This is a genomic window from Geodermatophilus sp. URMC 65, assembly GCF_053502545.1.
Genome location: NZ_CP199954.1, coordinates 5,469,693 through 5,482,634, shown reverse-complemented (window position 1 = coordinate 5,482,634; position 12,942 = coordinate 5,469,693). Strand labels below are relative to the sequence as shown.

The following is a 12,942-nucleotide window of genomic DNA, read 5'->3' as shown; positions in this document are numbered from 1 at the left end:
GACGACGAGGGGAGGTCGCTCGAGCCGCGTGCGCGAACGCGCCGGGACGCTCGACGACGCGAGGCCGCCGACGCCGCAGCGCCAGCGTCGGCGGCAGCCGGGTCCATCATGGGGTTGTCGCCGCCGACACGCGGCGACGCACCGTGGCGAACGGCAACAACCCCATGATCACCGGGCCGGGCAGGCGAGCCACATGGTGCATGACCGTTACCCCAACATTTGCCGATCTCGATCAATTGTGGGGGTGTAGCCGTTGTGGGGGAGGGTCCCCGCGTCAGATCTTGCGCAGCAGGACCCGGCGGACCTCGTGGTCGGCGGCCTTCTGCAGCACCAGCCGGGCGCGCGAGCGGGTCGGCGCGATGTTGTCGCGCAGGTTGGGGCCGTTGACCGCCGCCCAGATGCCGAGGGCGGTCTCGCGGGCCTGCTCGTCGGTCAGGCCGGCGAACCGGTGGAAGTAGGCGCTGGTGTCGGCGAACGCCGTCCGCCGCAGCGCGAGGAAGCGCTCGACGTACCAGCGCTGGATGTCGAACTCGGCGGCGTCGACGTAGACGGAGAAGTCGAAGAAGTCCGAGAGGAAGACCTCGGGCGCCTGGCCGTCGGCCCGGCGGCCCGCCTGGAGCACGTTGAGCCCCTCCAGCACGAGGATGTCGGGCCGGTCGACGACCTGCCGGCCACCGGGGACGACGTCGTAGGCCTTGTGGTCGTACAGCGGGGCGCTGACCTGACCCCGGCCGGACTTGACCTCGGCCAGGAAGCGCAGCAGCGCCCGCCGGTCGTAGCTCTCCGGGAAGCCCTTGCGGCCGAGCAGTCCACGCGCCTCCAGCTCGGCGTTGGGCAGCAGGAACCCGTCGGTGGTGACGAGGTCGACCCGCGGGTTGCCGGGTCCGGCCGCCAGCAGGGTCTGCAGCAGCCGGGAGGTGGTGCTCTTGCCGACGGCGACGCTGCCGGCCACCGCGATGACGTAGGGCACCTTGGCCGTCGAGTCGCCCAGGAACTCGCTGCGGGCCGCCCACAGCCGCCTGCTGGCCTCGACGTGCAACCGCAGCAGCCCGGCCAGCGGCAGGTAGACCGTCGCGACCTCGTCGAGGTCGATGCGGTCGCCGAGGCTGGCCAGCGACTCCAGCTGCGTCGCGTCGAGCGGCAGGGAGCTGCCCGCCGCGAGCGCACGCCACGAGTCGCGGTCGAACACCGCGTAGGGCGACACCTGGGGTCGTGCCGCTGCCGTCACGCCGCCCATCCCACTGCTGTCACGGACTCCATCGTGCCGTCCGGCCTCTCCGGCTCACCCGCCCGGGTGGGGGAGGGCCGTCCGACCGGCGCTCGAGCGGACGTCGTCGCGCCGCCCGTCTAGGGTGCCCGTGTGTCCCTGCCCCCGGGGCTGCTCGAGCGCGTCGAGCAGTACTTCGCCGCGGCGCCGCTGCCGGATGCGCGCATCCAGCCCGCCGGCGGTCTCGACGTGCCGGTCGGCAGCCCGACCTGGCCGTACCCGGCGCGGCCGCGGCCGGGGGAGCCGGTGAGCGTCGAGGACGTCCGGGCCGCCGTGGCGCTCCAGGAGGCCGCCGGCCTGCCGGTGGCGGTCGAGTGGGTCTGCGAGGACGCGCCCACCGTCGAGGCCGCCGTCCGGGCCGCAGGACTGACCGTGGGCTCCTCGCCGCTGCTGGTCGCCGCGGACCCGGTGGAGCTGGTGCTGCCACCCGGGGTGCGGCTCTACCTGGTCGGCGCGGACGATCCCGAGCTGCCGCGCTACGAGCGGTTGACCTCGATCGCCTTCGCCCACCCGGGGCCGCGCTCGGAGGCCGGCGGCGCCTCGGTCGGCGTGGCCGTCGGCTCGCCTCGCACCGCGGTGCTGCGCGAGCGGATCGCGACCGGTCGCACGGTCATGATGGTCGCGGTGGAGGACGGCGAGCCGGTCGCGGTCGGCACCCACCACCCGGTCGTCGTCGACGGGGTCGAGGTGACCGAGATCGTCGGCGTCGCCACGCTCCCGCGGCTGCGGGGCAGGGGCCTCGGCGCGGGGCTGGCCTCGGCGCTGACCGCGCACGCGCGCGAGACCGCCGAGCTGGTGTTCCTGGTCGCCGGGGACGACGACGTGGCACGGGTCTACGAGCGGACCGGCTTCGCCCGCCTGGCCACCGTGGGCGTGGCCGACCTCTCCGACGTGGGCTGAGCCGCCGTCAGGCGGGCGGCGGGACCGGGACGGCTGCAGCGACGGCGTCCAGCGCCACCTTGGCCCGGTCCCAGCCCACCGACGAGGGCACCTCGCTGAGCAGCACGACGACCCGTCCGCCGACCACGCCCACCGAGTGCAGGTGGCGCTGGCCGGCGAGGCAGCACATCCAGCCCTGCTTGACCGCGGCGCCGGGCAGGGTGCCGAAGACGCCGAACTCCTGGTCGAAGCCGTCGGAGGCGATCGGGGTGGCCGTGCGCATCCAGCCGAGCAGCGCCTCGGCGTCGTCCGGGTGCGCGATCACCGGCAGTCGGGTCAGGAAGCGGGCCAGGTCGGCGGCGGTCGTGGTCGTCTCGCCCCACTGGCCCCACCTCCGTGGCGGCGCGGTGTCGGTCAGCCCGTAGCGGACGGCGACGTCGCGAACGGCCTGTGCGCCGCCGAAGCGCACCCACAGGTCCGAGGCAGCGGGGTCGTTCGAGCTGCGGATCATCACCTCGAGCTCCGCGCGGTCGGCGGGGGTCAGGGCGACTCCGCCGGTGCGGGCGCGGTGCAGCACGTCCGCGGCGAGGAAGAGCTTGACCAGCGAGGCGGTGGGGAAGGGACGGTCGGCCAGCTCGTTGCCGGCCGTCCGGGCCAGCACCTGCGCGGTGAGGGCCTCGGCGGCGCGGATGGAGACGTCCGTCTGACGCTCCTCCTGGTCGGCGACGACGACGGCGAAGGTCCCGAGGTCGCCGTGGGCGGCGGTCACCGCCGGGACGACGTCCGCCGCCGGGATGTCGGCGGCTGCCGCCGGGACGTCCGCTGCCGGGACGTCGTCCGCGGGGGGGACCTCTGCGGGTGCGGCGTCCTCCACCGCTGCGACGTCGTCCTCGGCCGTGGCCCACCGGGGCACGGCCATCCCGGTGAGCAGCAACGCGAGCAGCACGACGGAGACCACCACCGACGGCGGGCACCAGCGGGCACGCCGTCGCCGGCTCCCGTGTGCCCCAGCCGTCACCATGCCGCCATGGTGCCCAGCTCAGGGAACAGATAGGAGAACTCTCAAGCACCGGCCGTGTGTCCGGAGCGCTGCGCGTCCGGCCGGTCGCGGTGCGGTACGAAACGGGGCCGTTCAGCCCTGCTCGTAGGTGCCGACGAGCACGGCGCGGGCGAGGGTGTGGCCGAACAGGTTGAAGCCGAGGAACGCGGGGGAGGCGTCCGGCGGCACGTCGAGCCGCTCGACGTCCACGGCGTGCACCGTGACGAAGTAACGGTGCGGCCCGTGTCCGGCCGGGGGAGCGGCGCCGACGAAACCGGGGAAGCCGGCGTCGTTGCGCAGCTGGACCGCACCCTCCGGCAGCCCGGAGCCCTGCTGGTCGCCGGCGCCGCTGGGCAGCTCGGTGACCGAGGCCGGGATGTCGGCCACCACCCAGTGCCAGAAGCCGCTGCCGGTGGGGGCGTCGGGGTCGAAGACGGTGACGGCGAAGCTCTTGGTCCCCTCGGGGAACCCCGACCAGGACAGCTGGGGCGAGCGGTCCTCGCCGCCGGCACCCATGACCCCGCTCACCTGGGCCCGACCCAACGGCGCGCCGTCGGTGACGTCGGTGCTGGTGACCTCGAAGCTCGATACCTGCGGCAGGAAGTCGTAGGGACTGGGCGGCGTCGGGCGTTCGGCCATGGACGGGCTCCTCAGCTCTCGGGCGGACGGCGGGGACGGCTACCCCCAGCGCCGACCCTAGAAGGACCCCGTCCTCCCCGCCCTTCGCAGGCTCAGGGCGGGGCCACCCCCCGGTGAACAGCGTGTTTCCCCGTACGGCGCGGGCCCGCGCACGCCGGTAGCGTCGGGGAGTGCTCGGTCTCCCCGGCTCGATTCGCGCCTGCCTGTTCGACCTCGACGGCGTCCTCACCCGGACCGCGACGGTTCACATGGCCGCGTGGAAGCGGACGTTCGACGAGTTCCTGCGGGCCCGTGACCCCGAGGCGCCCGAGTTCACCCAGGAGGACTACAACCGCTACGTGGACGGCAAACCGCGGCTCGACGGGGTGCGCGACTTCCTCGCCAGCCGCGGCATCACGCTGCCCGAGGGGACGCCGGACGACCCGCCGGACGCCGCGACGGTGCACGGGGTGGGTCTCCGGAAGAACCAGCTGGTGCACGCCGAGCTCGCCGAGCACGGCGTCGAGGTCTACCCCGGCTCGATCCGCTACCTGCAGGCTGCCAAGGAGGCGGGCCTGGCCACCGCGGTGGTCACCGCCTCGCGCAACGGGCGGCAGGTCATCGAGGCCGGTGGTTTCGCCGACCTCATCGACACCCGGGTGGACGGCGAGGTCGCGGCGGCACAGGGGCTGCGCGGCAAGCCCGCCCCGGACACCTTCCTGGCCGGCGCCCGCGCGCTGGGGGTGCCGCCGGCCGAGGCCGTCGTCTTCGAGGACGCGCTGGCCGGCGTGGCCGCCGGACGTGCGGGTTCCTTCGGCTACGTCGTGGGCGTCGACCGCGTAGGGCAGGCCGACGGGCTGCAGGCCGCCGGTGCGGACGTCGTCGTCCAGGACCTCGCCGAGCTGCTCGAGGGGAGCACGCCGTGACCGAGGGGCGACCGCACTTCCCGATCGAGCCCTGGGCGCTGAGCGAGACGGGCCTGGACCACGCCTCGCTCGCCGTCCACGAGTCGGTGTTCGCACTGTCCAACGGGCACATCGGCATGCGCGGCTCGTTCGAGGAGGGCGAGCCGGTCGTCGTCCCCGGGACGTACCTCAACGGCTTCTTCGAGGAGCGACCGCTGCCCTACGCGGAGGTCGGGTACGGCTTCCCCGAGCAGGGGCAGACGGTCGTCAACGTCACTGACGGCAAGCTGATCCGGCTGCTGGTCGGCGACACCCCGCTGGACCTGGACTACGGCGAGATCGTCGAGCACCGGCGCACCCTGGACCTGCGCCGCGGCGTGCTGCGCCGCAGCACCGAGTGGCGCTCCCCGAACGGCCGCGTGGTGACCGTGACCAGCCTCCGGCTGGTCTCGCTGCGCCGCCGCTCGATCGCCGCCATCGAGTACACCGTCGAGTGCACCGACGGCCAGGGCGACCTCTACATCGCCCTGCAGTCGGACCTGCTGGCCAACGAGCCGGTCGACAGCGGCTCGGAGGCCGACCCTCGCGCGGCCGCGGCGCTGGCCCGCCCGCTGGTCAGCGAGATGGCCGTGGCCCGCGGCCAGCGGGCGGTCCTGGTGCACCGCACGAAGCGCAGCCGGCTGCGGATGGCCGCCGGCATGGACCACGTCGTCGAGGTCCCGGACACCTCCACGGTGGACATCGAGGCGGGGGAGGACCTCGCCCGCTTCACCCTCGCCGCCCGGCTGCCCCAGGGCTCGTCGGTGAAGCTGGTCAAGTACCTCTCCTACGGCTGGTCCTCCCGGCGCTCGGCGGCTGCGCTGCGCGACCAGGTCGAGGGCGCGCTGGCCACCGCCAAGCTGGCCGGCTTCGAGCGGCTGCTCCGTGAGCAGCGCGAGGTGCTCGACGAGCACTGGCAGCACGCCGACGTCGAGATCGAGGGGGACGAGGAGCTCCAGCAGGCGGTGCGGGTGGGCGTCTTCCACCTGCTCCAGGCGGGCCTGCGCGCCGAGCGCCAGCCCATCCCGGCCAAGGGCCTGACCGGCCCCGGCTACGACGGGCACACCTTCTGGGACACCGAGACCTACGTGCTGCCGGTGCTCACCTACATCGCGCCCCATGCCGCCCGTGACGCGCTGCGCTGGCGGCACTCGACCCTCGAGCTGGCCCGCGAGCGGGCCCGGGTGCTCGGCCTGGACGGTGCGGCCTTCCCGTGGCGGACCATCCGCGGCGAGGAGACCTCGGGCTACTGGCCGGCGGGGACGGCGGCCTTCCACATCAACGCCGACATCGCCGACGCCGTCGTCCGCTACCACAACGCCACCGAGGACGAGGAGTTCGACCGCGACCACGGCGCCGAGCTGCTGATCGAGACCGCGCGGCTGTGGGCCTCGCTGGGCCACTTCGACGACGAGCACGGCTTCCGGATCGACGGCGTCACCGGTCCTGACGAGTACACCGCCGTCGTGGACAACAACGTCTACACGAACCTCATGGCGCAGCGGAACCTGCGCGAGGCGATCGCGGCGGTGAAGCGCCAGCCCGACGTGGCCGGCCGGTTGGGCGTCACGGCGGAGGAGACCGACCGCTGGGACCGGGCGGCCGCGCTCATGGCGGTGCCCTACGACACCCGGCGCGGGGTGCACATGCAGTCCGACGCCTTCACCCACCACGAGGAGTGGGACTTCGAGGCCACCCCGCCGGACTGCTATCCGCTGCTCATGCACTACCCGTACTTCGACATCTACCGCAAGCAGGTGGTCAAGCAGGCCGACCTGGTGATGGCGCTGCACCTGCGGGGGGACGCCTTCACCCCGGAGGAGAAGGCCGCCGACTTCGCCTACTACGAGGCGCGGACGGTGCGCGACTCCTCCCTGTCGGCCACCCAGCAGGCCGTGGTGGCCGCCGAGACCGGCCACCTGGCCCTGGCCTACGACTACTGGGGCGAGGCCACCCTGACCGACCTGCAGAACCTGCACGGCAACTCCGGGCACGGCCTGCACATCGCCTCGCTGGCCGGCGGCTGGACGGTGGCCGTCGCCGGGTTCGGCGGGATGCGGGACCACGACGGGCGGCTGACCTTCGCCCCGCGGCTGCCCGACCGGATCAGCCGGCTGCGCTTCCGGCTCAACTACCAGGGCCGACTGCTGGTGGTCACCGTGACGCCGACCGAGGCCAGCTACCGGCTCCTCGACGGCGAGGCGCTCGACGTGCACCACCACGGGCGGCGCCTGACCGTCACCGAGGACGAGGTCAGCGCCGAGATCCCACCCCCGCCGGAGGTCGCGCCGGTGTCCCAGCCGTACGGCGTGGCCCCCCGGCGGCGCGGCCGACGCTAGTCAGACCGGCAGCCGGTCGCCCAGCAGCCACCAGCCGCCGAGCAGCAGCGCGCCGACGTCGACGAGCAGGAACAGACCGACCCACAGCACCGCGGGTAGGCGGGTGAGGCGGGCCAGCTGGTCGGCGTCGGAGTCCGGCGCGGCGCGGCGACGCCGGGCCCGCTGCAGCTCGAGCACGGTCTTGGGCGCGGACAGCAGCAGGAACCACGTGCCGGCAGCGGCGAACGCGGCCTGCCCCGACGGCGGGAGCCACCCGGTGACGGCCAGGACGACGGCGCCGGTGACCAGCACCGCCCACAGCCCGTACCAGTTGCGGATCTGCACCAGCAGCAGCGCCAGCAGGCCCAGCAGCGCCCACAGCAGCCCGACCGCGTGGCCGGCGGCCAGCAGTGCCGCCGCTCCCAGGCCGAACAGCGCCGGGCCGGTGTAGCCCGCCGCGCAGGTGAGCACCATGCCCAGCCCGGTCGGCCGCCCCGCCGACACGGTCAGCCCCGAGGTGTCCGAGTGCAGCCGGATGCCGGACAGCCGTCGTCCCGCGGCCAGGGCCACCAGCCCGTGCGCGCCCTCGTGGGCGATGGTCACGACCGTCCGGGCCGGCCGCCACAGGGTAGGGGCGAGGACGACGGCGCCGGCCGCCACGAGCGCGCCCACGAGGACCGTCGTCGGCAGCCGGGGCAGGGGAGTGGTCACCTGGGCCCAGAGCCCCTCGACGACGTCCACGCGGGGGAGTCAACCGCACGCAGCTGTGAACGCCGTGCGCCCCGGCACGGTCCTGCCGGGCGTCGTGTCCGCCGACGACGAGGGCGCGTGAGGTGCCAGCACGCCGTGCCCCCCCTGAACCCTACACCGTTATCCCCAACTGACATTGAAGACAGGATCGCAAGGCCGCCAGTCAGGCCCGAACTCGAAGAGCGGACCGCCGAGTCCTCGGTTAGCTTCTTGCGGCCCGGTGGCAGGAGGACAGTGATGACCGAGCACGCTCACAGGCCGGTGGGTACTGACCTCCCGGCGGCCGCCACTGCAGGGGCCGCCCAGGACCACACCCCGCCGACGCTGCCTCCACCGACCCGGGCCGTCACCACGCTGACGCGTGAGGCCCCGTGGCGGAACCCGGAACCGTGGTGGCTGCGCGGCGGCGTCCGTCCCTACCTGCTGCTGGCCGACATCGTGGCCTTCGTCATCGCCACCGTGATCACCTCACCGACGTCCCCGGTCCACGTCGTCGTGCTGCTGGTGTACCTGATCGTCTTCTACGTGGCCGGGCTCTACCGGTCACGGCTGAACCTCTCGCTCCTGGACGACCTGCCGTACATCCTGGCCGCGTCCGTCGTCGGCTTCGCGATCAAACTGGCGCTCATCTCCCTGTTCCCCCACGTCGACCCGCCCGGCCAGCAGGTCGTCCACGCGGTGGCTCTCCTGGGCGTCGTCCTGGTGGTCCGGCGCATCGCCTACACCGTCGTCCGCAGGGCACGGTGCCGCGGGAAGGTCCGTCACCGGACCCTCATCCTCGGGGCCGGGCAGGTCGGGACACGGCTCGCGGACACGCTGCGGGAGCGGCGGGACTACGGACTCGACCCCGTGGGGTTCGTCGACTCCGCTGCTCCGACGGACGACCCGGCGCTGCTGCCCGCGCCTGTGCTCGGCGGGTACGAGGAGCTGGGACGGATCATCCGTGAACGGGCCGTCCGGGACGTGATCGTGGCGTTCGGGTCGGCTGACGAGGACGAACTCGTCGACGTCCTCCGGACCTGCGACCGGCTGGACGTCGAGGTCTTCCTCGTGCCGCGGCTGTTCGAGTTGCACAACGCCAACCGCTACACCGACGAGATCTGGGGGATACCCCTGATCCGCGTGCGCCGGGCCGTCTTCCGCAGTCCCTGGTGGAAGGCCAAGCGACTGGTCGACGCCGTGGTCGCCGGTCTGGCCCTGGTGGTCCTCGCACCCGTCATGGCGGCGGTGGCTCTCGCGGTCCGGTACGAGGGCGGTCCCGGCATCATCTTCCGGCAGCAGCGGGTCGGGATCGACGGGCGGCCGTTCGACGTGCTGAAGTTCCGGTCGCTCAAGCCGGTCGACGAGAGCGAGTCGCAGACCAACTGGAACATCAAGCACGACGACCGGCTCGGGCCTGTCGGGAAGTTCATCCGCGCGACGTCGCTGGACGAGCTGCCGCAGCTGTGGAACATCGTCCGGGGGGACATGAGCCTGGTCGGCCCCCGCCCGGAGCGTCCGCACTTCGTGCAGCAGTTCTCCACGCACATCCCCCGCTACACCGCCCGCCACCGGGTGCCGGCCGGCCTGACCGGCTGGGCACAGGCGCACGGGCTGCGCGGAGACACATCGATCGAGGATCGGGCCCGCTTCGACAACTACTACATCGAGAACTGGTCGCCCTGGCTGGACATGAAGATCATCGTCAGGACCGTGGGCCAGGTGCTGCGACGGCAGGGAGGTTGACGGCGCACGCACCCGCCGCTCCGGGGACCTCGGAGCGTGCCGGGCGGACCACGCGGGCTCGGAAGTCGTCGGCCGGGCTCCTCGGCGTCACCCTGGTCGCCACCCTGGCTCTCGCTCCACTCGAGGGCTACCTGCAGGCCGTCGACGCCAACCTCGGCAAGGTGGCGCCCGCGCTGTTCCTGCTGACCTGGTTGGCGAACCGGATGGTCCACGACCGTCCGGTCGGGGCCTCCCACCCCGTGACCTGGTGTGCCGTCGGCCTGGTCCCCCTCGTCCTCGCGTCGACCGCGGTCAACCTCGACAACGGTCACGCCCTCGGGTACGCGGTGCGGTGGCTGCCCTTCCTCCTCCTGGTCGTGGCCCTGGTCGACGTGCTCACCCACGACGTCGACGTCTGGGTGGCCCTCTATGCGCTGGTGGCCGGCGCGGCGGCCAGCGCCCTCGGTGCGGTGGTCAGCTTCGCCTTGCTCGGCTCCCCCCGGGCGACCGGTCCGCTGGAGGACCCCAACGACCTCGCCTACGTCATCACGGCCGCCGTCCCCATCGTGTTGCTGGCCGTCCGGAAGGCCGCCCGCCCCTCGGGGGCCGTCGCGTGGGGGGCGGTCCTCGCCCTCCTGCTCGTGGGGGCGCTGGCCACGCTGTCCCGCGGCGGCATCCTCGCGACCACCGCGGTCCTGGTCTGGGCGTTGCTCAGGGGGCTGGTCCCGGTCCGGTTCCTCGCCGCGGCCGGCGCCCTGCTCGCCGCGCTGGCGGTGCCCATCCTGCTGCTGGCGCAGGACGTGGTGCAGCAGGCGTTGGACCAGAAGCAGTACATCGCCGCGACCAACGTCGACACGCGGCTGCTGCGCTGGCAGGCCGCGGCGCGCATGCTGGCGGACAATCCCCTGCTGGGCGTGGGGCCGGGTGGCTTCCGCAGCGGATACGTGGAGTACTCGGGGTTCGCCGAGCTCGCCGAACGGACGCCGGTGGCCCACGAGATGTACCTGGAGGTCGGGGCGGAGCTGGGGGCCGTCGCCCTGCTGCTGTTCGTCGGGGGGATCGTCGCGGCGCTCGGGGCGAGCGAGCAGGCGGTCCGGCGGCGCCGGGCCGACGGGGCGGTGGTCCGTGACCCCGCTGTGCTCGCCGCCCTCGCCGTCCAGGGCAGCCTCTTGGCCGTCTGCGTGAGCTCGGTCTTCCTGTCCGAGCAGTACTACATGCCGCTGTGGGCGGGGCTGTCGATCGCCGCGGCGGTCGACCTGCGCAGCCGCAGCGGGGAGAGGAGCACGTGAATGCACGTCCTGCACGCCATCGGTGAGATGGGCACGGGCGGCGCGGAGTCCTTGGTGGTCGAGCTCGTACGACGGGGGCCCGAGGTGGGCTGGCGTTCCACCGTGGCCAGCGCAGGGGGATCCCGGGAGGAGGAGATCGTCGCGCAGGGGCTGGCCGAGGTCCACCGCGTCCCGCTGTCCCGCCGCAGGCCTGCGGGACTGGTCCGCGCGGTCGTGGCGAGCCGCCGGGCGCTCGTCGACGCCGGCCCCGACGTCGTCCTCGCCCACAACGTCGGGGTGACGGCGGCGGTGACGCTCGCGCAGCTGAGCCGGCGGAGCCGGATCCCGGTCGTCACCGTGTTCCACGGGGTGGCCGCGGAGGACTACCGCGCCGCTGCCCGGCTGCTCAGCACCGCGCCCCGCGCCGTGGTGACGGTCAGCGAGGCCATCGCCAGCCGGCTGCAGGGTGCGGGCCTGCGACGGTCACCCGTCGTCATCCCCAACGCCGTGACCGCGCCCGTCCTCCCCGACCGGCAGCAGGCCCGGCGTGAGCTGGGGCTGGAGCCAGGAGCACCCGTGGCGCTCTGCGCGGCCCGGCTGGTCGACCAGAAGCGTCACGACGTCCTGCTCCGGGCGTGGGGACGCCTGCCGCGACACTGTGTCCTCCTCGTCGCCGGGGACGGCCCCAACCGCCCCGCTCTCGAGGCCATGCACCGGGAGCTGTCACTCGGTGACCGGGTGCGCCTGCTGGGCAACCGGACCGACGTCCCGCGACTGCTCGCGGCCGCGGACGTCGCGACACTGGCCTCGGACTGGGAGGGCCTGCCCGTCTTCGTGCTGGAGGCGATGGCGGCCGGGCGGCCGGTCGTCGCCACGGAGGTCGACGGTCTCACGGAGATCCTCCGCGACGGCGGTGGGCTCCTGGTGCCGCCTGGGTCCCCGGATGCGCTCGCCGCCGCCCTCGAGCGACTGCTCACCGACGTCGACGCGCGCGGGGCCGCATCGGACGCGGCGAGTCGGACGATCGCCGACAAGCACGACCCCCTGCAGATGACCCGGCGCTATGACGCGCTCCTCCGCGGCCTGGTCGCCGGACCTGCTGCGGCCCCCGCGCCCGGGGCGGCGCGGTGACGCGTTCCCAGGCCCTGGCGGCGCTGCGCCGCGCTCTCGTCCCCGCGGTCCTCGCGGCCGCGGGCACCCTGGCGCTCGTCCTGGCCCTGCTCCTCACGCGTGACCCGCTCTACCAGGCGAGGATCGGCATCGTGGCCACCCCCGTCGCCGACGGGACCGCGGAGGGCCCCGAGTACGGGGCCGTCGTGAGCTCGATCATGCCGGCCCTGCCCGAGGTCGCGGTGTCGACCCCGGTGCTGGACCGGCTGGCCGGCCGACTGCCGGGACTGGACGCGGCCACGCTGAGCGAGTCCGTGGCCGTCGAGCTCGTGCCCGCGTCCGGGGTGGCCCGCGTGACGGTCACCGGGGACAGCCCCGACGCAGCGACGGCCATCCTCCGGGCGGTGGTCGACGAGATCGTCTCCAGCAACCTGCTCGCGCCGGTCGGGACGTTCACCGTCCTCGGGGACGTCGGCGCCGAGCCGACGCAGGTGGGCCCCGACCCGCTGCTCGCGGGAGGCCTCGGCGTGCTCGCCGCGGTCGTCGTGGGGCTCCTCGCGGTCGCCGCCGTCCAGGTGCTGCGTCCCCGCCTGCTCACCGTCGCCGACGTCGAGCAGGTCGTGCACTCGGTGGCCTCGTCGGCGGTGCCGGTCGTGGCGCTGGGACGCCGGCAGGGCGGGGTGGACGTCCTCGCTTCACGGCTGGCCCTCGCGGCTCCCGGGGCGACCCGGGTCCGGACCTTCCCCGCCGGGCCAGGTACGGACGACGGCGTCGCCGCGGCGATCGACGAGCGGCTGGCGCGGCGTGCGCTGGACCACGGACCCCCTCCCGGGGACGGCGGGGAGGACGGGCGGCCGGGAACGGCCAACGGTCGTGCGGCCACCGACGCACGGCACCGGGTCCGGGAAGCCGTCCAACCTGAGCCGGCGATCGTCACCGTGCAGCTGCGACGGACGACGACCGAGGAGCTCACCGCGGCCCTCCTGGCGGCGGTGGACTCGGGTCACGAGCTCGGCGCGGTGGTGGCCCGGTGAGCGTCCTGCCT

At 74.1% G+C, this 12,942-nt stretch carries 11 protein-coding genes; 7 read left to right on the top strand and 4 right to left on the bottom strand.

The features are described from left to right. Positions 1-274: 274 nt before the first annotated feature. On the bottom strand, positions 275-1,237 hold the full coding sequence (gene coaA / locus ACWIX7_RS26385; RefSeq protein ID WP_448619358.1) for a type I pantothenate kinase: 963 nt from the start codon (positions 1,235-1,237) through the stop codon (positions 275-277). Positions 1,238-1,360: 123 nt separating this feature from the next. On the opposite strand from coaA, the gene ACWIX7_RS26380 reads away from it, so the two are divergent. Then, positions 1,361-2,167, top strand: coding sequence for a GNAT family N-acetyltransferase (locus ACWIX7_RS26380; RefSeq protein ID WP_448619357.1), 807 nt, complete (start codon positions 1,361-1,363; stop codon positions 2,165-2,167). A gap of 7 nt (positions 2,168-2,174) precedes the next feature. Here ACWIX7_RS26380 and ACWIX7_RS26375 read toward each other — a convergent pair whose 3' ends face one another. Further along, positions 2,175-3,167 (bottom strand): serine hydrolase, encoded by a 993-nt coding sequence (locus ACWIX7_RS26375; protein WP_448619356.1) that lies wholly within the window; start codon positions 3,165-3,167, stop codon positions 2,175-2,177. Between the two features lie 111 nt (positions 3,168-3,278). Next, the gene (locus ACWIX7_RS26370; RefSeq protein ID WP_448619355.1) at positions 3,279-3,824 is read right to left on the bottom strand and encodes a YbhB/YbcL family Raf kinase inhibitor-like protein; all 546 of its coding nucleotides are present in this window, start codon (positions 3,822-3,824) and stop codon (positions 3,279-3,281) included. A 170-nt stretch (positions 3,825-3,994) separates the two neighbouring features. Between ACWIX7_RS26370 and ACWIX7_RS26365 the strand changes: the two genes are divergently transcribed. Then, positions 3,995-4,729, top strand: a complete 735-nt coding sequence (locus ACWIX7_RS26365) for an HAD family hydrolase (RefSeq protein ID WP_448619354.1) — start codon at positions 3,995-3,997, stop codon at positions 4,727-4,729. Beyond that, on the top strand, positions 4,726-7,086 hold the full coding sequence (locus ACWIX7_RS26360; protein ID WP_448619353.1) for a glycoside hydrolase family 65 protein: 2,361 nt from the start codon (positions 4,726-4,728) through the stop codon (positions 7,084-7,086). The genes ACWIX7_RS26365 and ACWIX7_RS26360 overlap by 4 nt, the downstream gene beginning before the upstream one ends. Here ACWIX7_RS26360 and ACWIX7_RS26355 read toward each other — a convergent pair whose 3' ends face one another. Next, positions 7,087-7,806: a M50 family metallopeptidase gene (locus ACWIX7_RS26355; protein ID WP_448619352.1), complete on the bottom strand. Its 720-nt coding sequence runs from the start codon at positions 7,804-7,806 to the stop codon at positions 7,087-7,089. A 270-nt stretch (positions 7,807-8,076) separates the two neighbouring features. Between ACWIX7_RS26355 and ACWIX7_RS26350 the strand changes: the two genes are divergently transcribed. The 4 genes from ACWIX7_RS26350 to ACWIX7_RS26335 are packed head-to-tail and all read left to right on the top strand — an operon-like array spanning position 8,077 to position 12,931. Then, positions 8,077-9,540 carry a sugar transferase gene (locus tag ACWIX7_RS26350; RefSeq protein ID WP_448619351.1) on the top strand — a complete coding sequence of 488 codons (1,464 nt, stop codon included), beginning with the start codon at positions 8,077-8,079 and terminating at the stop codon, positions 9,538-9,540. Further along, on the top strand, positions 9,537-10,808 hold the full coding sequence (locus ACWIX7_RS26345; protein ID WP_448619350.1) for an O-antigen ligase family protein: 1,272 nt from the start codon (positions 9,537-9,539) through the stop codon (positions 10,806-10,808). Before ACWIX7_RS26350 ends, ACWIX7_RS26345 begins: the two co-directional genes overlap by 4 nt. Beyond that, entirely contained in the window at positions 10,809-11,918 is a 1,110-nt protein-coding gene (locus tag ACWIX7_RS26340; RefSeq protein ID WP_448619349.1) for a glycosyltransferase, read from the top strand. Beyond that, on the top strand, positions 11,915-12,931 hold the full coding sequence (locus tag ACWIX7_RS26335; RefSeq protein ID WP_448619348.1) for a hypothetical protein: 1,017 nt from the start codon (positions 11,915-11,917) through the stop codon (positions 12,929-12,931). The genes ACWIX7_RS26340 and ACWIX7_RS26335 overlap by 4 nt, the downstream gene beginning before the upstream one ends. Positions 12,932-12,942: the final 11 nt, after the last annotated feature.

Coding starts and splice junctions, on each gene's coding strand:
- coaA (WP_448619358.1), bottom strand. CDS start 1,237: ATGGGCGGCGTGACGGCAGCGGCACGACCCCAGGTGTCGCCCTACGCG.
- ACWIX7_RS26375 (WP_448619356.1), bottom strand. CDS start 3,167: ATGGTGACGGCTGGGGCACACGGGAGCCGGCGACGGCGTGCCCGCTGG.
- ACWIX7_RS26370 (WP_448619355.1), bottom strand. CDS start 3,824: ATGGCCGAACGCCCGACGCCGCCCAGTCCCTACGACTTCCTGCCGCAG.
- ACWIX7_RS26340 (WP_448619349.1), top strand. CDS start 10,809: ATGCACGTCCTGCACGCCATCGGTGAGATGGGCACGGGCGGCGCGGAG.